The 20,377-nt window shown below is 40.5% G+C and carries 18 protein-coding genes and 1 riboswitch; of the genes, 9 read left to right on the top strand and 9 right to left on the bottom strand.

Annotation, left to right across the window (positions count from 1 at the left end):
• Positions 1 to 144: 144 nt before the first annotated feature.
• From BW142_RS17675 to BW142_RS17665, 3 genes are all read right to left on the bottom strand, one after another.
• Positions 145 to 873, bottom strand: a complete 729-nt coding sequence (locus BW142_RS17675; protein ID WP_076925804.1) for a CBM9 family sugar-binding protein — start codon at positions 871 to 873, stop codon at positions 145 to 147.
• A 67-nt stretch (positions 874 to 940) separates the two neighbouring features.
• Entirely contained in the window at positions 941 to 2,020 is a 1,080-nt protein-coding gene (locus BW142_RS17670; RefSeq protein WP_076925803.1) for an MBL fold metallo-hydrolase, read from the bottom strand.
• A gap of 74 nt (positions 2,021 to 2,094) precedes the next feature.
• Positions 2,095 to 2,751, bottom strand: coding sequence for a DUF2959 domain-containing protein (locus BW142_RS17665; protein ID WP_076925802.1), 657 nt, complete (start codon positions 2,749 to 2,751; stop codon positions 2,095 to 2,097).
• A gap of 87 nt (positions 2,752 to 2,838) precedes the next feature.
• On the opposite strand from BW142_RS17665, the gene BW142_RS17660 reads away from it, so the two are divergent.
• Complete coding sequence (locus BW142_RS17660; RefSeq protein WP_024600023.1) at positions 2,839 to 3,744, top strand: virulence factor BrkB family protein; 906 nt, start codon at positions 2,839 to 2,841, stop codon at positions 3,742 to 3,744.
• On the top strand, positions 3,745 to 4,182 hold the full coding sequence (dtd, locus tag BW142_RS17655; protein WP_024600024.1) for a D-aminoacyl-tRNA deacylase: 438 nt from the start codon (positions 3,745 to 3,747) through the stop codon (positions 4,180 to 4,182).
• A gap of 8 nt (positions 4,183 to 4,190) precedes the next feature.
• On the opposite strand, the gene BW142_RS17650 is transcribed toward dtd, so the two are convergent.
• Positions 4,191 to 4,901: a methyltransferase gene (locus tag BW142_RS17650; RefSeq protein WP_076925801.1), complete on the bottom strand. Its 711-nt coding sequence runs from the start codon at positions 4,899 to 4,901 to the stop codon at positions 4,191 to 4,193.
• 245 nt (positions 4,902 to 5,146) lie between these two features.
• Between BW142_RS17650 and BW142_RS17645 the strand changes: the two genes are divergently transcribed.
• A complete protein-coding gene (locus BW142_RS17645) occupies positions 5,147 to 6,040 on the top strand; it encodes a bifunctional GNAT family N-acetyltransferase/hotdog fold thioesterase (protein ID WP_076925800.1) in 894 nt (297 codons plus the stop codon).
• Positions 6,041 to 6,098: 58 nt separating this feature from the next.
• Here BW142_RS17645 and BW142_RS17640 read toward each other — a convergent pair whose 3' ends face one another.
• The 5 genes from BW142_RS17640 to dapA form a co-directional block, all read right to left on the bottom strand.
• Positions 6,099 to 7,133, bottom strand: coding sequence for a phospholipase A (locus BW142_RS17640; protein ID WP_076925799.1), 1,035 nt, complete (start codon positions 7,131 to 7,133; stop codon positions 6,099 to 6,101).
• 215 nt (positions 7,134 to 7,348) lie between these two features.
• The gene (locus tag BW142_RS17635; protein WP_076925798.1) at positions 7,349 to 8,470 is read right to left on the bottom strand and encodes a succinylglutamate desuccinylase/aspartoacylase family protein; all 1,122 of its coding nucleotides are present in this window, start codon (positions 8,468 to 8,470) and stop codon (positions 7,349 to 7,351) included.
• Positions 8,471 to 8,475: 5 nt separating this feature from the next.
• Positions 8,476 to 9,681, bottom strand: a complete 1,206-nt coding sequence (locus tag BW142_RS17630; protein WP_076925797.1) for a PLP-dependent decarboxylase — start codon at positions 9,679 to 9,681, stop codon at positions 8,476 to 8,478.
• Entirely contained in the window at positions 9,681 to 10,421 is a 741-nt protein-coding gene (locus BW142_RS17625) for a 2,3,4,5-tetrahydropyridine-2,6-dicarboxylate N-succinyltransferase (protein ID WP_076925796.1), read from the bottom strand. The genes BW142_RS17630 and BW142_RS17625 overlap by 1 nt, the downstream gene beginning before the upstream one ends.
• A 15-nt stretch (positions 10,422 to 10,436) precedes the next feature.
• The gene (dapA, locus tag BW142_RS17620) at positions 10,437 to 11,321 is read right to left on the bottom strand and encodes a 4-hydroxy-tetrahydrodipicolinate synthase (protein ID WP_024606521.1); all 885 of its coding nucleotides are present in this window, start codon (positions 11,319 to 11,321) and stop codon (positions 10,437 to 10,439) included.
• Between the two features lie 129 nt (positions 11,322 to 11,450).
• A riboswitch (Lysine riboswitch) is annotated at positions 11,451 to 11,651 on the bottom strand.
• A gap of 192 nt (positions 11,652 to 11,843) precedes the next feature.
• Here dapA and BW142_RS17615 point away from each other — a divergent pair.
• The 6 genes from BW142_RS17615 to BW142_RS17590 all read left to right on the top strand — a co-directional run bounded on the left by BW142_RS17615 (position 11,844) and on the right by BW142_RS17590 (position 20,377).
• Entirely contained in the window at positions 11,844 to 12,539 is a 696-nt protein-coding gene (locus BW142_RS17615) for a DNA-3-methyladenine glycosylase I (RefSeq protein WP_076925795.1), read from the top strand.
• A gap of 11 nt (positions 12,540 to 12,550) precedes the next feature.
• On the top strand, positions 12,551 to 13,960 hold the full coding sequence (locus tag BW142_RS17610) for a protein adenylyltransferase SelO family protein (protein ID WP_076925794.1): 1,410 nt from the start codon (positions 12,551 to 12,553) through the stop codon (positions 13,958 to 13,960).
• Positions 13,961 to 14,345: 385 nt separating this feature from the next.
• Positions 14,346 to 15,407, top strand: a complete 1,062-nt coding sequence (locus tag BW142_RS17605; protein ID WP_076925793.1) for an OmpA family protein — start codon at positions 14,346 to 14,348, stop codon at positions 15,405 to 15,407.
• A gap of 292 nt (positions 15,408 to 15,699) precedes the next feature.
• Positions 15,700 to 18,297, top strand: a complete 2,598-nt coding sequence (gene acnB, locus BW142_RS17600) for a bifunctional aconitate hydratase 2/2-methylisocitrate dehydratase (protein ID WP_076925792.1) — start codon at positions 15,700 to 15,702, stop codon at positions 18,295 to 18,297.
• Positions 18,298 to 18,497: 200 nt separating this feature from the next.
• The gene (locus BW142_RS17595) at positions 18,498 to 19,130 is read left to right on the top strand and encodes a 2OG-Fe dioxygenase family protein (RefSeq protein ID WP_076925791.1); all 633 of its coding nucleotides are present in this window, start codon (positions 18,498 to 18,500) and stop codon (positions 19,128 to 19,130) included.
• An 11-nt stretch (positions 19,131 to 19,141) separates the two neighbouring features.
• Positions 19,142 to 20,377 carry a cysteine desulfurase-like protein gene (locus BW142_RS17590; RefSeq protein ID WP_076925790.1) on the top strand — a complete coding sequence of 412 codons (1,236 nt, stop codon included), beginning with the start codon at positions 19,142 to 19,144 and terminating at the stop codon, positions 20,375 to 20,377.

The raw sequence follows: 20,377 nt of genomic DNA, 5'->3' as shown, positions 1-20,377 counted from the left end.
CAGGCAATTGGTGCTGCAATGAGAAAGCTGACACATATCTGTTTTGGTGTTGTGAAGAATCAAACTGAATATCAGCCCCAAGCTATTTAAAGAAAGCTTGAGGCTGATTAGAAGAGATGGTATCTACTTATTGGTGTGGGGGGCTTACTTTTTAGGGAGTAGGGTGATTTTGCCAAATACATCGGCGTCTATAAACCCACGGTTTCTGTCGCCGTTTACTGGCTGTACTTCGTGTGAGCCCATAAAGTGCTCGCGCACGTCGCTGCCATCGTTATCGCAATACGCTAACATAAAGCCTATTACTTGCTTTTCGCTAAGTGTAATTGGGGTATTTTTAGCACCTTCTTTATAATCGTTCGGGTAGAGTTTTATTGCTACTTCCCACGTGATGTTAAAAGGTGCGGTGGTGTTGCGCTTCCAGTTACTGACTAGGTGGTCGGTATACAAATGGGCTTTTTTATCTGGGCCGTAATCGGCAGCTTGGTTATCAAGGCCAATATGGTACGCCAAAGCGGTGTGATTAAATTGGTGGTTTCCGCCCGATGCATCGCTATCAATAAATATCTCTAATGCATCGTCATCCCAATATTTATAGGTTGGATCTGCGTGTGTATCTATTAAAACATCATCCACTATATCGGCTTGTAGGTATAAGTAGTTTTGATCCCACAGTAAGCGATAACGCCCTTTAAAATCGGCATCGTTTGATGGCAGTGTGCCATCCATTAAATAAGGCATATCGTGCCAAGTGGCTTTATCCCACGCACTTTCAGATACGCCATCAATAGTAATTGGAGTTGATGTATGTTCAACATCAATGGCCATTGCTGGCGTGCTTAATAAAAAGCTTAAGGCGAGTGCTAATTTTTTCATTAATTTCTCAATTTTATTGTGGATTTGGCTTAATGTAATAACAATCTTAAAACAGCTAAGTAAATAGTTACAGTGAAATACTTTCGCCTTCGTTTAAAATATACAGGGGTGTTTTAGCATCCATTTTTTTAACCATGTGTAATAAACGTAGCAAAGCAGAGTGACTAGAGTGGTCGCCCATTTTCCAACTTGAGTTACCGTATCCCCACGGTATCATTACTTTGCAGTTAAGCTCTTGTGCTGCGTTAAGCGCGTCTTCTGGTGTAGTGTGAACGTAGCGATAAAATTTGCCACTTTCTTTACTGTAGTAAGATGCGATTGGTATTAAGCACACATCTATATCGCCATATTTTTGCTGTATATCTTTAAAGTGTTTTGAGTAGCCCGTATCGCCTGCAAAAAATAAGGTATTGCCGTTTTGTTCAAGCAGCCAGCCATTCCATAAGTCTTTATTGTTATCTTCGTAAATAAAGGGCACCAATACTCGAGCGCTAAAATGATGAGCTGGCACGGCATTAATAACCAAGTCGTCAATATTGGTTGTTGAGTACCATGGCATTTCGCTAATATTAAAACCGCCGGTGGGGAAGTTGTCGGCCATACCGAGTGGTGTTAAATAATGAGGTTTATTGCCAATGCTTTGTATATCGGCTTTATTAAAGTGATCGTAATGAATATGCGAATACATTACCGCATCAATATTTTCCAGTTCTTGTTCACTAGGCCAAGCGCCTGCTTTACGATAAATACCACCGCCGAGTTTAAAGCCAAGTGCGACTGGAGAATCAAACTGATTTTTTACCGGATCAAACAGCACACTTTGACCATTTGGGGTGTTAATTACAAAACTAGCGTGACCAAGCCAGCGCACAGTATAGCCGGTGCTAAGTTGTGGTTTAGTTTGCTGGCCTTGATACTGGCAGTTTTCGCTGCCGGTTTTGCATAGTAAGTCTGGGTGGGTTGGGTAGCAGTTTTCAGTGCAGGTAGTAGGATATGTTTTTTCACCTGTGTATAAATTTTTATAACGACCGTTTTTATCGTTAATAACTATAACTGAGTCGGGGCTGGTAATACGATTAATATTATTAGGTGCACCGCAGGCCGTTAGTATACATAAGAGCATTGTTGCGATTAAAAAGCTTTTCATTGTAAATCCCTTTTAGCATTCCCTTTAACATAAAAAAGCCTGCAATTAAGCAGGCTTGTTAAAGTAACAAATGATTAGCCAGCGCTGTTCATTTGTTCAATAAATTTGTTTGAATCGGCAATCGATTTGTTCATGTCGTTCATCAACAATTGAATATCGCGCTTAAGGTTAGTGAATTCACCTTTAATAGCCGATACCGCTTGTGCATTTAAGTTATGCTTTAAGTATAAAACGTTATCATGAAGCGAGGTTAATACTGGCTCCATTTTACTCTCTGCGCTGCGCATTGAGCGTAATAGCTGATCAAATTGACGCTGAGTCGCGGCTAGCTTTTTGCTGCTTTCACGCTTAAGTGATGCGCTTTTGTACTGCTCCAACTCATCGCCCCACTCATCAAATAGCGCTTCTGCCACGTCTTCTACCTTATTGATGTTAGTTGAGACTTCGTTAGCGGCATTTAAGCTCGACTCGTAATCGTCGTTTAACTGATTATAAGTGTCTTGTAATTCGCCACCATTAAAATCGATTAGAGTCGTTAAGCGCTCTAGTGCCGATTTAAATTCTTCTTGTGACTCTTCTTGAGAGTCTTTGGTTTCTTCTACGCGGTCGATAAGAATATCGCGTTTGTGAACACCCACTTTTTCCATTGCAGAGTAATAAGCTGATTGGCAGCCAGTTAAAGTAAGTGTTACTACAAGCATTGAAACACTGAGTAATGTTTGTTTTTTCATTTGAATTCCTGTTTACGTGCGTTAGTGCTGTAAATTATGGCGCTGATTGTTATTATAATCAAAACTATATAAGCACAAGTCAATTGTATGAATGATAAGCTCTCACATTACAAACAGCAAGTTAAGTCCTTTATACGCCAGCAACCTGGTTGGTGGATGCAGTATTTTAATCGTTGTATAGACGATCAAATAACGGTTAATGCAGGTTACCTTGCTTACGTGACACTTCTGTCGTTAGTGCCATTAATTGCGGTGGGTGTTGCTATATTTTCGGCTTTTCCGGGCTTTGAATCTACTCGCATGGAAATTGAGAGCTTTTTGTTTACCAACTTTGTCCCTACTTCTACCGATGTTATTAGAGAGCACATTAGCTCCTTTGCGGGCAATGCCAACCAAATGACGGCAGTAGGTATTGGCTTTTTAGCTGCAATAGCCTTACTATTAATACGCAATGTAGATGCCACATTAAACCGAATTTGGCGAATTAAGAAAAAACGCCCAATGATGATCTCATTTGCTGTATACTGGATGGTTTTGAGCTTAGGGCCTATGTTGCTCGGAGCTAGTATTGGTGTTACCTCTTACATTGTATCGTTGGTATCGTTTGCAGATCAGGGTATTCCTGGGTTTAGCGGATTTTTGTTAAAGTTATTGCCGTACGGGATTTCGATGGTGGGCTTTATTATGCTCTACACCTTAGTGCCTAATACGCGCGTGTCGTTTAGAGCGGCAATACCTGGCGCTTTTTTTGCGGCACTTTTATTTGAGCTGACTAAAAAAGGGTTTGCACTTTATATTAGCCATTTTCCTTCGTACGAAGTTATTTATGGTGCAGTAGCTACCATTCCTATTTTGTTTGTATGGGTGTATTTGTCGTGGGTAGTTGTTTTGCTTGGCGCTGAATTTACAGCGTGCATTAGCCCAAATGATATTCCAGAAACACCTGAGCTTGAACTAGAAGATGATGAACCAGCAATAAAGGACACAGTTTAAATGCAAGGTTTAATACAGCGTGTAAAGCATGCCAAAGTAGAAATTAATAACCAAGTAGTAGGCGAAATTGGCAATGGTATATTGTTGCTATTAGGTGTTGAAAAACACGACGACAAGCAAACGTCCGACAAGCTTTTACACAAAGTAAGTAATTATCGTATTTTTACTGACGAAAACGACAAAATGAACTTAAGCCTTAAAGATATTAAAGGTGAGTTACTTGTGGTTTCGCAATTTACGCTAGCGGCTGACACTAAAAAGGGTATGCGCCCTAGTTTTTCATCTGCGGCAACGCCAAGCCAAGCTAATGAGCTTTACGAGTACTTTGTTGCTCAAGCTAAAGAGTTGGGGCTTACAATAGCCACAGGTGAGTTTGGTGCCGATATGCAAGTAAGCTTGTGTAACGACGGGCCCGTTACGTTTAACTTATCTGTTTAAGCCTATTTTTATGCCTCTTTTTTAGTGATCACGACAATATGATTTACATAGCCCGTAATTTTTTGCGGGCTGACGTTACAACCAAATACATCGAGTAACAGCTGCTGAAGTTGCTTTAATTGCGACTCATGCTGCGATAAAAAGTTAATAAATAGCACGCCGTTGTTATTTAAAGCCGAGTAGATTTTTTTATAAAATGCCTCTTCAAATAAAAATCGAGGTGCATCTATTTGGCTAAATAAATCTAGAATAACCCAATCAACATTTAGCGCACTTTTTAAAACCTGTTGCGCATCGGCGCAAAGCAGTTGCTCATTTTTATTTGACGAAAAAAACTGGGTATAGCAATCAATAATATCGGCGTTTTTTTCAACCGATGTTATTTGTGCTTTAGGGTATTTATACTGTAAATAATTACGAATTGCTCCACCGCCAAGGCCAAGTTCTAACACATTTTGTGGCGGCTTAAGAGCTTGCCAATGCTTATCTAAGTACAATAAATGCGGAAAAAGTAATAAGCTCGGATTATTTAAATCAATAACAGATTGAAGGGTGTCGTTAATAAGTAACCAGCGTAACTGCTCGTGCTCACGTACTTGAATGTGATCACCACTGCATTTATGCCAATAGATTAACTGACCAATGCTGTGGCTATTTTCAATAAATTGATCGCTTAGCAAACCCGTCAGTGAATTTATATAATTGATTTTTTCAGTCATATTCTCAGCATAAACTAGCAACGTTAAAGCGCAATGCCCTTTGCTATTATTTTTTACGTTATTTTGCAGGCATCACCAAAGTCGTATTTGCAGTTTTTTTAGGATGGAGTATGGTATTTGCCATAATAATACCAATCAATTTAATTATTTTATTTTTCTAGCTTGGTAGATAACCAATACGATTAGTATAGCGCCGTAGCCTTTTTTGACTTTTATTTGCGGCTTATATAACAACAGGAGTATGTATGTTTCAGGTAAGCACCCCACAAAGTAGCGAAGATTGGCAAGCGTATTATCAATTGCGTTGGCAGGTATTACGCGCGCCTTGGGGCGAGCCTCGTGGCTCTGAACAAGACGATATGGAACAAGATTCTGAGCATCGCTTTATAAAAAATAAAGAAGGTGAAGTGCTAGGCGTAGCACGTTTGCACTTTAACAATCATGAGCAAGCACAAGTGCGTTATATGGCAGTTGCTGAGGGTAATCGTAACCAGCATATTGGTAGTCGCTTACTGCACGAGCTTGAAAAAATTGCATGGGTTCAAAATGCCGGTGAACTTGTATTGTTTGCACGCGAACGAGCACTTGAGTTTTATAAGCGCCACGGTTATGAATTAAAAGAAAAAGCGCATTTAGCGTATGGTGATGTTCAACACTTTAAAATGGTAAAGCAAAAGCCATGTGAACCAGGTTGGTTCCGCCACCCTAATTGGACGCAAGTACTACAAAATATATGGCGTGAGTCTATTCCAATTAGTGACGCGATGGGCATTAAGGTAGAAAGCTATACCGATTGGCAATTTACAACCAGTGCCGACCTTGACGCTAACTTAAACCTACATAACACGATGTTTGCAGGGTCTATTTATAGCTTGGCCACGCTAACAGGTTGGGGCGCTACGTACTTAGCACTTAAAGAAGCTGGGCTTGAAGGTAATATTGTATTGGCCGATGCTAACATTAAGTACTTAAAACCGCTTACTACAGACCCACGTGGTTGTGTTGATATACAAACATGTAAGGGCAAGTTAAGCGATTTAGAAACCGACGGTAAAGCAACCTATATTGTGCCTGTTACTATTTATGATGGTGACAATGTAGTTGCAGAGTTTGAAGGTGTGTTTGCGGTTAAAAAATAATTGTTTAATGTCGAAAAACAAAAAGCCAAGCAATGCTTGGCTTTTTTGTGAGCTCGTTTTATAACAAGTCAGTTAATAATATACCTACACCAATACGTTCTACATCCGCGTTGTAATCAATTAAGCTTTCGCCATAACCGTTAAAATATTGTGCATAACCACGAACGCGACCCCATAACGGAAATGACCAGTCGAGTTGAATTGCACCACGGTTTTCTGAATTTAAGTTGTTACGCGTCATGAAGCTAAATTCATGATCGTTAAGACGGTATGCACCACTAAATTCGAAATAGCCCATGTATTTGTATATGTCTGGATTATCGTCGCCTTTAGCTTCTAAAACGTTGTCTTTTTCGTCCTCAGCTATGCGGTACCAAGGTTTAAAGCTAAAAACAAAGCCTCTGTTTTCCCAAATAAAGTCTGCATAAATACGGTTCCACGAACGCGAGTTTGGCTGGCTGCGACCATTTGATTGATGCGAAATACCTAGTGAAATTGCCATTTCGTCGCCCCATAATACGTTTTCTGGGTCGAGGTAGTTTATCCAAAATATTTCTGGTTCGTAGTTGGTTTCACGAAATGGAGAAGAGATTTCTGAGTTATAAAGCTGCCAGTAAGATTGCAGAGTAAAGCCAAAAAATATGGCTTGGTCTTCATCAGAAAAGTTATCATATAGAGGCACTTTGATTGAAAGCTGGTATTTTGCTTCTAGGTTGTCTAGTGGCTCGCCATCGTTATCATCTGTTAATTCGTCAAAACCATCAAAAGGGCGATCGTTTGGGTGTGATACGTACGAAAGCGGTAAAATATAGTTACGCTTATGTGGCGTAATTACGTTTCTATTTTTTTTACCGACTTCTTCTCGAGCTTGGCGTTTATCAAGCGCGGTAAGTTGTTTGTTTTCTTCAAGAGCTGAACACTTTTTACGAAGATCGTCTAATGTCTGTTTACCGTCTCCGCCAATTACTTCATTTAAAATACACTGCTTTACAAGTTCGATGTCGTTATCTTGCTCGTTTGTAGCAACTTCTTCTTGTGCGAAGGTCGCTGTACTTATTAAGGCAGAAAGTGTGATCCAGTGACGCCAGCTCATTGTAATTCCTTGTGAGTTCGGGTTGTTGTATGCGTTAATTTAATTATAACGTCTTTTTACATATGTAACGGTGAACTTTTACTGAATTTGTATTCACAGCAACCATTATACGTATATAAAGTAAATATAGATCAGAAAAAAAGCGACCTAGGCCGCTTTTTTAATGCAGATTAATTATTTTAGTTAATCTGCTCTCACGCAATGAGAAGGGTGAGCTAAAGCTCAAATATGTTAGTAAAAAACTTATAAAGCTCGGTGCCTTGGTTAACACTCGCTGAGGCAAAGTGCAAAATGGCAATTGCATCGCAATCTAGAGTAAGTGTCTGCAGTGGTTGCTCGCTTAAGTAGCGTTCCATCCGTAAAATATTAGCAATAGGCTCACCAGCTTTAATGTGCCCGCCAAGTGGTGCTATGTATTCAACCATACCGCCAATGGGGGCGTAGTAAGCAAAATAGTCATCTAAATTACACGCATAACGAGTAATATCAGCAGGGGTATTCGTTGCGTTTTGCAGTACGCCCTTATGATTTAAGTAACTTAAAATACTGTTTACATCGTTTAGTGCTTCTTTTAAGTCTATTTTTTCTTGGCTGCCTAGCTCTACAGTAAATGCTTCTACGGGAATGGTTAATTCACGGCCTTGCTCGCTAAGTGCATCACTTAAATGCCACCATGGGCAAAAGTTAGCTTCGTCCATAGCGCCGTCAAAATCACTCGGAATAAGCAGTACATGTTCAATATTAAAATAGCGCGCGCTGTCGGTTGCATAAGTTGGGCAATACAAGTGTTTGCTTGAAATAGGCCCCGTGTGTAAATCGAGTACTATATCAGCCTGATGAGCGAGCTTTTGTAAGTTAAGCGCAATGCGTTTACCCGTATTAAGTAAATAAGCAGGGCCGTTGAGTTTGCTGTCTACTTCGTCAATAAGCGCCTGTTTAAAGTTACTTTTTAATGTAGCGTCATCATACTGAGTATGATTTTGTGCAAACTGCGTCACTAAATTTTTATTGTAGTGGTACATGCGATTCCAATTAGTGCCCGTAATCGGATCGAACCTGCCAAGGGTAAACTCGCCCGACTTTTGATTACAACCAATCGGATTTGCATAAGGCACTAATGTAATGTCGCCATTAAGGTTTAGGTGTTTTAATTGCTCAAGTAGTTGAAAAATTACCGCGTTACCTTGCACTTCAGCGCCATGCATATTGGCCTGAATGTAAACACTTGGCCCTGTGCCATCGCCTTTTAAACGATATACAGGAATTGTAAGCGGTAAGCCGTTTGCAACTTCCCCTACTACGATGTTCTCTTGGCTGATGTGGGTTGTATTACTCATAGTTATTACCTTAAATAATGACTGGCATTTTCAGCTTGGCGAACACAGGTAAGCTCACCGTTTTGCAGGGTATACTCGGCAGCTAGCTCGTGGCATAAAAAATACGGCATACTTTCGGTAAAGCCGTAAGCACCGCATTGGCTAAACACTAGCCAGTCGTGCTCATTTAAATCGCTTGGTAGGTTATGCTCACCCAAGCAATCAAGCGCGGTACAAAGCGGCCCGTATAAAGTGACCGCTTGAGTTTTTGCACTGGATTCGCGCAGTAATGCTGCAGGAAAATCTTGACTGGTAACAGCGGGGCGCAATAGGTGGTTTATACCGCCGCTTAAAATGACTTGTTCTTGATTGTAGTTTTGTTTGCGTTCGACTACTGGGTTGGCGTAATGACCGCATTCGCCAACGGCATAGCGACCAAGCTCCATCCACAACTCTTCTACACCTGCATCATTTTTAATTTTAGCGAGCGCCGTTATTAAGTCATCCCAATCAAGTGTTGTTTCGCTTTGTGTATAGGGAATACCTAAACCACCACCTAAATCGAGAATTTTAAGGCTAATATTTAAATCGCCGGCAAGTTGGCTAAGTGGTGCAATCATTTGTGACCACAATTCGCTTAGCTTTTGCGTGCTAAGCATGTTGCCCCACTGAAAAATATGTAAGCCGTCAAACTTAAGTGCAGGGTAGTCGGCTACATTAAGTGCTTGCCATTCATTACAACCCAAACCAAATGGGGTAAGGCTGTCGCCACCTAATGGGTTTTTTTCACCTTCAGGCCAGCGCAACTGTACACGTAAAAGTACTTGTAACTGCGTGTTTTGTAGTTGTGCTTGTTGGTTTAACCAACGGACTTGATTGAGGCTTTCGGCTACAAATATACGTACGCCGCGCTCAATAAAGTGTTTAATTTGTTTGGGGCTTTTTGCAGGCCCCGTGTTGAGCACGCGCTGTGAGCTAATACCTTGTGCTAATACTTGCTCAAGCTCACCTTTACTTGCTACGTCAAAATTAAAACCGGCGTTGTCTAAGCTTTGAATAATTTTAGACAGTGGGTTTGCTTTTACCGCGTACCACAGTTTTACATCGGTTTGCGCAACTAAACGCGCAAGATGCGTGTTTAGTTGATCTAGGTCGTAAACAAAAAAAGGTGTATCAAGTTGTTGTGTAATAGTATTTACAGCAGTTTTGATAGGCGTGCTCAAAAAGCTCATTATCGTAAAACCTCTTCAAGTAATAATGATGCATCGCTTTTCTCGTCGCGGTATTTGACAATTAACGCACACGACATACTTAAGCCTTGCTTGCGTGCCCATTCGTTTGACGCAGGACGAGAGCCCGGTATTACAATGGCATATTCAGGAATAGGCTCGCCTTTATCTAGTTGGCGCTCGTTTACGCAGTCGTAAACTGGAATAGTCGCAGATAAACGCACGCCTGGTGCAAGCACTGCACCTTTTTTAATGACTACCCCTTCAACAATAACGCAGCCTGCGCCAATAAATGCATCGTCTTCGACAACTACTGGGCTTGCACCAATTGGCTCAAGTACACCACCAAGCTGCACTGCTGCACTTAAATGTACGTTTTTACCTACTTGTGCACACGAGCCAACTAATGCGTGGCTATCTACCATTGTGCCTTCGTCGATATATGCACCGATGTTTACATACGCTGGTGGCATAATAATCGTGCCTTTAGCAACATAAGCACCACGGCGAACGCTAGATCCACCCGGCACCATACGTACGCCATCATCAGTACTAAACTCTTGTGGAGCTAAGTTGTGTTTATCAACAAAACCGCCTGCAAACTCAGTATTAGTGCCATTTTTAAAGGCTTCTAAAATGCCTTTTTTTACTTCTACGTTAGCTTGCCATTGGCCGCTTTCGTTTTGTGATGCTGCGCGTACTGCGCCCGATTCTAAATTATTTAATAGTTCTAACCAGCTCATTATAAAAACCTGTATTTAATGCCAAGATAAAATGGTGTTGTTTGCAGTTGTGATGCAATCGGTTTGAGTTAACTCAAGGTGTGTTAAAGGTGGACGAAGTTGCGGGCTGCTTAAGCGGCCTTGCAAATGCATCAATACCTTTACGGGAATGGGGTTTGCGACAGCAAATAGGCTATTAATGGCACTAGTCCACTGAGCAAATAAATTAGGATGTTGACCACTTAAACTGCGTTTAACAAACTCGTGAGTTTGTGCGGGCCATGCGTTTGCAGCTACCGACACTAACCCTTTTGCGCCGGCTTGGGCAAAATAAGGCATTAGCGCATCGTCGCCACTAAATATAGCTAAATTAGGCGCCGCTTGGCGGTAAGCTTCAAACTGAGCAATGCTGCCGCTCGCTTCTTTTAACGCCCATAAATTTTTATTGTTTTGTAAGTTTTGAATTGTTGCCGTTGGGATGCTAACAGCACTGCGCCCCGGTACGTTATAAAGCATACACGGGTGAGCGCTTGCATTAAGTAGGCTTTCAAACCAATGAGTTTGGCCTATAGCGCCGGGCTTTGCATAAAGGGGTGAGCCAAGTAAAAAGCTATGAATGGGTAGTGTATTACAATAGTTAACCCACTCAATTTGTTGCTTTAAGTTACTACCACCCACAGCAACCATTAATGGTACCGCTGGTTTTAGCTGGCATACGTGTTCAACAATGGCTTGCTGCTCTTCTTGCGTTAGCGCCAAGCCTTCGCCCGTACTACCAAGTAGTAAAATACCGTTATGTGCCGCTTCTTGCTCGCTAACCAGCTTAGTTAACGTGTTGTAGTCAACATCGCCGTGTTGATCAAATGGCGTAACAAGCGCGGTCCACAATGAGTAGTCGTTTAAATTGAAGTTGTTGATCATCTCTCACGAACTTATAAGTTATTCGAAGAGTTAAAAAGCTTTATGGAAGGAGCCGCATTAACGTCGTTCGAACTAATAATTCGAAGAGCGAATGGGCTTAAAATAATAGGGCGCACGGCCTTAATATTTAAGACCAGAAGCTCTCCACCAAACTAATAAGCTGCTTGTTATAAGCAGCTATTGGTGACAGTCGCTAGGGTTCAACCTAGTCGCCCGAAATAAACACTTCGCAAAAGTGATTACTTCTCGGCGTTAATTCCCCTCACGTATGCTCACTGGAGTTTGCGCTCCTAACATACGCTACCTGAATAACGCACCTCTTCTAGCCCTTTGCACCTGTTTGTAGAGTAAAAACTTACAAACCGCTGCAATTTAAATAGGGTAATTACGGCGATTAAAGCATTTTAGCCGTCTAGGTGTCAAGCTACTAAATACATATTCATTCATCCATAATGGGAGTGGTTACGTATTGGGTGCTTTTCTCGTACACTAGCAATATAAGTAGTGAGGTATTTAATTAGTATGGAAAAATTTAGCGATATTTATAAGCGAGCGGTAGAGCGAAAAGGCTCTGAAGAAATGCTTAAGTTATTACTTGCAAAACCGCTATCTAAAAAACAACTAAGCACGTTAAGTGACGACGATTGGCTTGAAGAATTTACTCGAAAAGTATTTCAAAGCGGCTTTTATTGGTCAGTAATTAATAATAAGTGGCCGGGCTTTAGAGAGGTTTTTTGGGATTTTAGTGTTGATAAATTATTAATGATGCCACCCGATATGCTGGAACAAAAAGCAACGGATGAGCGAATTGTTCGTAACTATAAAAAAGTAAAAACAATTACCGAAAATGCTTACATGATCCACGAAATAGCACAAGAACATGGCAGTTTTAGCCAGTTTGTCGCTAATTGGCCAACAGACGATATTATTGGTTTATGGGCGTATTTAAAAAAGCATGGTTCGCGTTTAGGCGGAAATACAGGGCCTTATGCGCTACGAGCACTTGGTAAAGATACTTTTTTACTATCACGCGATGTAGAGAATTATTTGCGTGCGCATAAAATTATAGACGGCGGCTTACAAACCAAAAAATCACTGAATGCAGCCCAAGCCTTTTTTAATGAAATGCAAAAGCAAAGTGGTTTAAGTATGCAAGAGCTAAGCTTAATTGTGGCCTATGGTGTAGGTGATAACCGCGTGGGTATAAGTCAGCAATAATAGGAATTACCATGAAATTAGTGCCAAGATACACAGATATTGCGGAAAACTTCGCAATTGAAGATTTCCCTGCAAGTGTTGCCTCCCCTCAGTTATTGCTGTGGAACGAGAGCTTAGCAAAACAGTTTAATATTAATGTCGCTGATGATTTACGTGCTAATACTTTTAGCGGTAATGAAAAGCAGGCGATTCCTGCAGTTGCACTTGGTTACTCTGGGCACCAATTTGGACATTTTTCACCACGTTTAGGTGACGGACGAGCCCACTTATTAGGGGCTATTACTGACAATGAAAACCAGTTATGGGATATTCAATTAAAGGGCTCTGGCGCTACTCCTTATTCAAGAGGGGGTGATGGCCGTTGTGCACTTGGGCCCGCTATTCGTGAATACGTAATGAGCGAAGCAATGCATGCACTAGGCATTAAAACTACCCGATGTTTAGCGGTCGTTGGCAGCGGTGAAACGGTTTATCGCAACCCACCACAAGCAGGCGCAATAGTTACTCGTTTAGCAACCAGTCATATTCGCGTTGGCTCGTTTCAATATTTAGCGACGCAAGGCGATGTTGAAGGGCTTAAAAATTTAGCCGATTTAGCTATAGAGCGACATTATCCAGAAATAACCGACACCGGACCACAGCGCTATTTAGCATTTTTAGGCGCTGTGATTAAAAACCAAGTTAAGCTAGTTGTGAGCTGGATGCGTGTTGGCTTTATTCATGGAGTAATGAATACTGATAATACGCTAGTGAGCGGAGAAACCATTGATTACGGCCCCTGCGCTATGATGAATAATTTTGATTTTGACACCGTATTTAGCTCTATCGATAAACAAGGTCGGTATGCCTTTGGGAATCAGCCAAATATGGCTAACTGGAACTGTGCACGCTTGGCCGAGAGTTTAATACCACTTATTAATGATGATGACGAGCAGGCTGTTACGTTAATGACGCCATACATTAATAGCTTTGCTGAGCAATTTAATATTGAGTTTACTGCTATGTGGGAACAAAAACTGGGTTTAAATGAATCTAGCAGCAGTGATGGCGAGTTAATCGCAGAGTTGTTAACACTATTAAAAGATAACCAGCTCGATTACACCAATACCTTCGATGCGCTTACTGAATCCTTAAAAGAAGAAACAGTAATACCTGAGTCGCTAATTGAATGGAGAGCTAAGTGGGTAAGCTTAACTGACAATAATAGTTATGAAGTAATGAGAGCTGCAAATCCTCGTGTAATACCGCGTAATCATGTGATCGAAGAAATAATTACACAATATAACGCTACAGGGTCTAGTGAGTTACTACAGCGCTTTATAAAAGTAGCGGGTAGCCCGTATTCTGATAGTGAAAAATTATCAGAATTTCAAACTTCACCGATAAATGATAATGATTACCAGACCTTTTGTGGTACTTAATTCTTAACATTTAATATAACTACATGATTAAAAAGAGTCATTTTTTAATCAAATATGCGCATATATCTAGGGGAATGTTAATTCTGATGGTATTATGCGCCGAATTAAAGCCAAGCAATATTTCTTTGCATTTATAAGTGCATTTAATTGCTCTTACATTCCTTGCTAAGTACTAATTTACAAAAAACTACTATATTTATTTTTCAATAAAGTTTCAATTTCGCCTATAGTAAGTGGATGTGTGTTGTGACAGGGCATAGAAAAAAGTTATAAACTTTATTTTTCGTTAAGTATTGATTAACAAAGGCTCAGTTAGTCTATACAAAACTGATTGAGCTAGTATCGATTAGCTACAATTTAAAATTGTTCAAATGGGAAGAAAACAATGAAATTAAAATCACTTACAATTGCAATCGCGTTGGCTGCAACTAGCGCATCTACATTCGCTGCTGATAAAGAAGAAGGTTTCTACATTGGCGCATTTGGCGACTACTATGACGCATCTTGGAAAAACATGCGTGCTCAAGCTGGTCTTGACGTAAATGAATCAACTGGCTGGGGTGTTGAAGCCGGTTACCGTTTCAGTGACTACTGGAGCGCACGTCTTGAATATGCAGATATGGATTTTAATGCTTTTGATAAAGTTGCTGGCAACCGCAACAGTATTGATGGCGAGCGTTACGGTATTGATGCTCTTTACCATTTAAATGGTGGTCCTTTCTACGGTCTTTTCGGTATTAAAGAAATGGACGTAGTAGATGACAACACATTCTTAAATGCAGGTGTTGGTTACCAACATTTCATTACAGATGGCTTATTTGTAAATGCTGAAACAGCTGTATACCAAGGTCTTGACCGTGGTTACACAGATGTAGGCGCTAAAATTGGTATTAACTACTTATTCGGCCAAAATTCAGCTCCTGTAGAGCCAGTTAAACCAGCTCCAGAGCCTAAGGTAATTGAAGTAGCTGTAGCTCCTACAGATAGCGACAACGACAACATTGCTGATGCAGATGATAAGTGTGCTAACACACCTATGACTGATGCAGTTGATGGCACTGGTTGTACTTTATATGAAGATAAAGAAGTAACTGTAAGCTTATTAGTGACTTTCCCTAACAATGCTTCAGCGGTATCTACTCAGTATTTAAACGATATTGAAAAAGTATCTGCATTCTTAAAAGAGTACCCAGATACAACAGTACTTTTAGAAGGTCACACTTCTTCTGTAGGTAAAGCAACTTACAACAAATGGTTATCTAAAAAACGTGCTGATGCAGTAGCTGAGCAATTAGTTTCTGATGGCATTGCTAAAGACCGTATTACTACAGTTGGTTTAGGTGAAGAGCGTCTTAAAAATGATGCAAACACTAAAGCTGCAAACGCAGAAAACCGTCGTGTAGAAGCGCATATCAAAACTATCAAAAACGTTAAAGTTTTACGTTAATTAAATAGTTTGTAATAAAAACCCAGCCAAGTGCTGGGTTTTTTTATGGCTGTAATAAATTAATATTGGTTAATGGTAATGATTATTACTTAATAAGTATTCATGAAAATAGTTTTTACTACAACCACTATTCATAGTATTTATAATCGGTATAATCAGTTGCGCAACTGGATGGATTTTCATCTATCCATAAAAGCTTTATAATTACGCGTTAGAATACTATAAGTATTGGGTAACTTATTTGCGCTTGAAGCGCTACCGGATACTTTCACGTCACCAAGAGGGCAATATTGTGCTACAAGAATATCGTAAACACGTAGAAGAACGTGCCGCGTTAGGTATCGTACCAGCGCCATTAGATGCTCAGCAAACTGCTGATCTTATTGAATTAATAAAAACTCCACCAGCAGGTGAAGAAGAATTCATTTTAGATTTGTTCATTCAGCGTATACCAGCAGGTGTTGATGATGCTGCTTATATTAAAGCGGGATTTTTAGCAGCTTTAGCTAAAGGTGAAACTAATTCTCCACTTGTTTCTAAAGAAAAAGCGGCAGAATTGTTAGGTACAATGTTGGGCGGTTACAATATCGCACCAATGATTGACCTACTTGATGACGAAACACTTGCACCAATCGTAGTTAAAGGCCTTTCAAATACATTACTTATGTTTGATGCGTTCTACGATGTAGAAGAAAAAGCAAAGGCGGGTAACACATTCGCTAAGCAAATTATCGAATCTTGGGCAAATGCAGAATGGTTTACTAATAAGCCAGCTGTTGCTGAAAAGATCTCAGTTACTGTATTTAAAGTAACTGGCGAAACAAATACTGATGACTTGTCACCTGCACCAGATGCATGGTCTCGTCCAGACATCCCACTTCATGCTTTAGCAATGCTAAAAATTGAACGTGACGGTATTACACCTGATAAAGCGGGCGAAGTAGGTCCAATTACTCAGCTTGAAGAATTAAAAACTAAAGGTTTACCACTTGCTTACGTAGGTGATGTTGTTGGTACGGGTTCTTCTCGTAAGTCTGCAACTAACTCTGTACTTTGGTTTATGGGCGATGATATCCCGTTCGTACCAAACAAGCGTGTTGGCGGTGTATGTTTAGGTAATAAAATTGCTCCAATCTTCTTCAACACAATGGAAGATTCAGGCGCATTACCAATCGAATTAAATGTTGATGAACTCAACATGGGTGAGCAAATCGACATTTATCCGTACGAAGGTGTTGTTAAGCAACATGGTACTGATAAAGTGATTTCTACTTTTGAACTTAAATCTGATGTGATTTTAGATGAAGTTCGTGCTGGTGGTCGTATTCCACTAATTATCGGTCGTGGTTTAACTAATAAAGCACGTACATCTCTTGGCTTAGGCGCAACTGATATATTTAAGGTACCAACAGCAACAGAAGTTTCTGATAAAGGCTTCACACTAGCGCAAAAAATGGTTGGTAAAGCATGTAACGTTGCAGGTATTCGCCCAGGTCAGTACTGTGAACCTAAAATGACAACTGTTGGTTCGCAAGATACAACAGGTCCTATGACACGTGATGAACTTAAAGATTTAGCATGTTTAGGTTTCTCTGCAGATTTAACAATGCAGTCATTTTGTCATACATCAGCTTATCCTAAGCCTATCGATGTAAGCACTCACCATACGCTTCCTGATTTCATCATGAACCGTGGCGGTGTTTCACTTCGTCCAGGTGATGGTATTATTCACTCGTGGTTAAACCGTATGTTATTACCAGATACCGTAGGTACTGGTGGTGATTCACATACACGTTTCCCATTAGGTATTTCATTCCCAGCAGGTTCGGGTGCAGTAGCATTCGCAGCAGCAACGGGTGTTATGCCACTTGATATGCCTGAATCTATTTTGGTTCGTTTTAAAGGCGAAATGCAACCAGGTATCACGTTACGTGATCTTGTTCATGCAATCCCTTACTACGGTATCAAACAAGGTTTATTAACAGTTGAGAAAAAAGGTAAAATTAACGAATTCTCTGGTCGCGTACTAGAAATTGAAGGCGTTGAGCACCTTACTGTTGAGCAAGCGTTTGAATTATCAGATGCATCTGCAGAGCGTTCTGCAGCTGGTTGTACAGTTAAGCTTTCTAAAGAGTCTATCTCTGAGTACCTTGAATCTAACATTGTTATGCTTAAGTGGATGATTTCTGAAGGTTACGGCGATGTACGTACGATTGAACGTCGTATTACTGCAATGCAAGATTGGTTAGCTAACCCAGAACTAATGGAAGCTGACGCTGATGCAGAGTACAAGCATATCGTTGAAATTGATTTAGCTGAGATTAAAGAGCCAGTTCTTTGTGCTCCAAATGACCCAGATGATGCGCGTCTTCTTTCTGATGTTGCTGGCGAGAAAATTGATGAAGTATTCATCGGTTCTTGTATGACTAACATTGGTCACTTCCGTGCTGCTGGTAAGTTGCTTGATGGCTTTAAAGGTCAACTTCCGACTCAGCTTTGGGTTGCTCCACCTACTAAGATGGACAAAGATCAACTTACAGAAGAAGGTTACTACGGTATTTTTGGTCGTGTTGGCGCACGTATCGAAACTCCAGGTTGTTCACTATGTATGGGTAACCAAGCACGTGTTGCAGATAAAGCAACGGTTGTGTCTACCTCTACACGTAACTTCCCTAACCGTTTAGGTAATGGCGCAAACGTATTCTTAGCATCATCTGAGCTTGCTGCAATTGCTGCAATCATAGGTAGACTACCTACAGCTGCTGAGTACCAAGAATATGCTGCGAAGATCAATGCAACGGCTTCAGATACATACCGTTACTTGAACTTCCACCGTATGCCTGCTTACACTAAAAAAGCAGACAACGTGATTATTCAACAAGCTGTATAATTTTTAGAGTTTGTTTAAAAACCCGCTTAGGCGGGTTTTTTATTGGCTAAAATAAATATTAGATAGTTCATGCTTCTTTTTTTATATTATTGTATTAAATCTAGTCTTAAGTTACTTTTAAAGTAATTAATCGCGCAAAAATTCCTATCAAAATGCATTAAAATCCTCATCAATATTCTCATTATTTTAAGCGAGATTTTATGACAGCATTAAACAACCAGAATTTACTGCAACTACGTTTTGTTAACCAAGCAAATATTAATTTGGTTAAGCCTTCTTTTGATAACCTGCCTGCTAATCCTTATGCAGATGGTGCCTTTCGTAAACGTCGTTACTCAGTAGTTAAAATGCAAAATGGTGAAATAAAGCTACAGCAAGCCAAAGCATTTGTTCAAGACGATTCAATTAATACTTTTCAAGGTAATGTAGAGCGCACTTACGAAAACTTAGAGCAAAGTTTACTTGAGTCAGAAGGTATGAAAAGCATTGTAAATGAGTTTCGCCAACTTACCGGCATTGATGAGCAGCGTGATATTGAAATTCATCAGTTCCGTATGCTTGCTATTAATAGTGATACACCAGCAGCGCCAGAAGGCGTGCATCAAGATGGTTTTGACCATGTATGTATATGCGGTGTTTCTCATGAAAATTTAGAAGGTGGCGAGCTACTTGTATACGAAAACAAGCAAGCTGAGCCTTGTTTTAAAATGGAAATAAAAGACGGCATGTTTGCATTAATAAATGACCGTCAAGTGTGGCATAACGCAACACCTATGAACAAAATTGATGCTAGCAAACCAGGTTACCTGGATTGTTTTGTATTAACGTCTTAAGGGAGTTAGGCATGAACATAACGCAATTACGTGAGCAGTATCCTGCATTAATGCAGACCGTTGATGGTAAATCGCCAATATTTTTAGATGGACCAGGCGGCTCGCAGGTACCAACATCGGTGCTTAATGCGATGACAGCTTATTTAGGGCACTACAACTCAAACCTAGGTGGCGCGTTTTTTTCAAGTGATAAAACGGTTGAACTGATGGCGAATGCGCGCCAAGCAGCTGCTGACTTACTTAATGCACCTAGCTCACAACAAATTGTGTTTGGTCCAAACATGACCAGCCTAACATTTAGCTTTAGCCGTGCTATTTCACGCGACTGGCAAGCTGGCGATGAAATAATTGTAACCAATGCCGATCACTTCTCAAATGTATCGTCGTGGCAGCAAGCCGCAGAAGATAAAGGCGTTGTTGTAAATACAGCGCTTATTAACGAAGCAGATTGCAGCTTAGATATGGTGCAATTTGAAAGCTTATTAAACAGCAATACTAGGCTTGTAGCGGTAACGTATGCGTCAAATACCACAGGTTCAATCAACAATATTAAACGTATTGTAGAGCTTGCTCACGCTGTAGGCGCACTTGTTTATGTTGATGCCGTACATTATGCACCGCACGAGCTTGTTGACGTGCAAGCGCTTGATTGCGACTTTTTAGCCTGCTCTGCATATAAGTTTTTTGGCCCGCATTTAGGTATGGTTTACGGTAAAAAAGAACATTTAGATGGGTTTACACCGTACAAAGTAGAACCCGCTAAAGACGTAGCACCAGGTCGCTGGGAAACTGGTACACAAAGCTTTGAAGCAATGGCGGGTTTTATCGCGGCAGTTGATTATATTGCAGCAATAAGCGAGCTTGATGATAGCCATTCACGCCGCGAAAAGTTAAGCGTGGCCTTTGCTAAAACTAAACAGCATGAAATGGCGCTTAGTGAGCACTTTTTAACGCGCTTGGTAAACTACCCACGCATTAAGTTGTTTGGTATTGATGACTTTGATCGCTTGAATGAGCGTACACCTACTTTTGCTTTAATTTTTGAAGGGCTTGAGCCACGCGCCGTTTCAGAATTTTTAGGTAAGCAGCATATATGTGTGTGGGATGGTAATTTTTACGCGCAAGGTTTATGCAAGCAGTTAGATGTGCTTGATAAAGGCGGTGTAGTGCGCATTGGTTGTATGCACTACAACACTATTAAAGAGCTTGATCAACTGTTTGATTTATTTGATGAGCTACTAGGTTAA

Origin of the sequence: Pseudoalteromonas sp. EB27, assembly GCF_001974875.1 — a bacterium.
Classification (GTDB): Bacteria; Pseudomonadota; Gammaproteobacteria; order Enterobacterales; family Alteromonadaceae; genus Pseudoalteromonas.
This window is presented reverse-complemented; position numbering and strand designations above follow the sequence as displayed.

What these genes read in the sequence shown, in the direction of transcription:
- BW142_RS17675 (WP_076925804.1), bottom strand. Translation starts at nt 873, where the DNA reads ATGAAAAAATTAGCACTCGCCTTAAGCTTTTTATTAAGCACGCCAGCA.
- BW142_RS17670 (WP_076925803.1), bottom strand. Translation starts at nt 2,020, where the DNA reads ATGAAAAGCTTTTTAATCGCAACAATGCTCTTATGTATACTAACGGCC.
- BW142_RS17665 (WP_076925802.1), bottom strand. Translation starts at nt 2,751, where the DNA reads ATGAAAAAACAAACATTACTCAGTGTTTCAATGCTTGTAGTAACACTT.
- BW142_RS17660 (WP_024600023.1), top strand. Translation starts at nt 2,839, where the DNA reads ATGAATGATAAGCTCTCACATTACAAACAGCAAGTTAAGTCCTTTATA.
- dtd (WP_024600024.1), top strand. Translation starts at nt 3,745, where the DNA reads ATGCAAGGTTTAATACAGCGTGTAAAGCATGCCAAAGTAGAAATTAAT.
- BW142_RS17650 (WP_076925801.1), bottom strand. Translation starts at nt 4,901, where the DNA reads ATGACTGAAAAAATCAATTATATAAATTCACTGACGGGTTTGCTAAGC.
- BW142_RS17645 (WP_076925800.1), top strand. Translation starts at nt 5,147, where the DNA reads ATGTTTCAGGTAAGCACCCCACAAAGTAGCGAAGATTGGCAAGCGTAT.
- BW142_RS17640 (WP_076925799.1), bottom strand. Translation starts at nt 7,133, where the DNA reads ATGAGCTGGCGTCACTGGATCACACTTTCTGCCTTAATAAGTACAGCG.
- BW142_RS17635 (WP_076925798.1), bottom strand. Translation starts at nt 8,470, where the DNA reads ATGAGTAATACAACCCACATCAGCCAAGAGAACATCGTAGTAGGGGAA.
- BW142_RS17630 (WP_076925797.1), bottom strand. Translation starts at nt 9,681, where the DNA reads ATGAGCTTTTTGAGCACGCCTATCAAAACTGCTGTAAATACTATTACA.
- BW142_RS17625 (WP_076925796.1), bottom strand. Translation starts at nt 10,421, where the DNA reads ATGAGCTGGTTAGAACTATTAAATAATTTAGAATCGGGCGCAGTACGC.
- dapA (WP_024606521.1), bottom strand. Translation starts at nt 11,321, where the DNA reads ATGATCAACAACTTCAATTTAAACGACTACTCATTGTGGACCGCGCTT.
- BW142_RS17615 (WP_076925795.1), top strand. Translation starts at nt 11,844, where the DNA reads ATGGAAAAATTTAGCGATATTTATAAGCGAGCGGTAGAGCGAAAAGGC.
- BW142_RS17610 (WP_076925794.1), top strand. Translation starts at nt 12,551, where the DNA reads ATGAAATTAGTGCCAAGATACACAGATATTGCGGAAAACTTCGCAATT.
- BW142_RS17605 (WP_076925793.1), top strand. Translation starts at nt 14,346, where the DNA reads ATGAAATTAAAATCACTTACAATTGCAATCGCGTTGGCTGCAACTAGC.
- BW142_RS17595 (WP_076925791.1), top strand. Translation starts at nt 18,498, where the DNA reads ATGACAGCATTAAACAACCAGAATTTACTGCAACTACGTTTTGTTAAC.
- BW142_RS17590 (WP_076925790.1), top strand. Translation starts at nt 19,142, where the DNA reads ATGAACATAACGCAATTACGTGAGCAGTATCCTGCATTAATGCAGACC.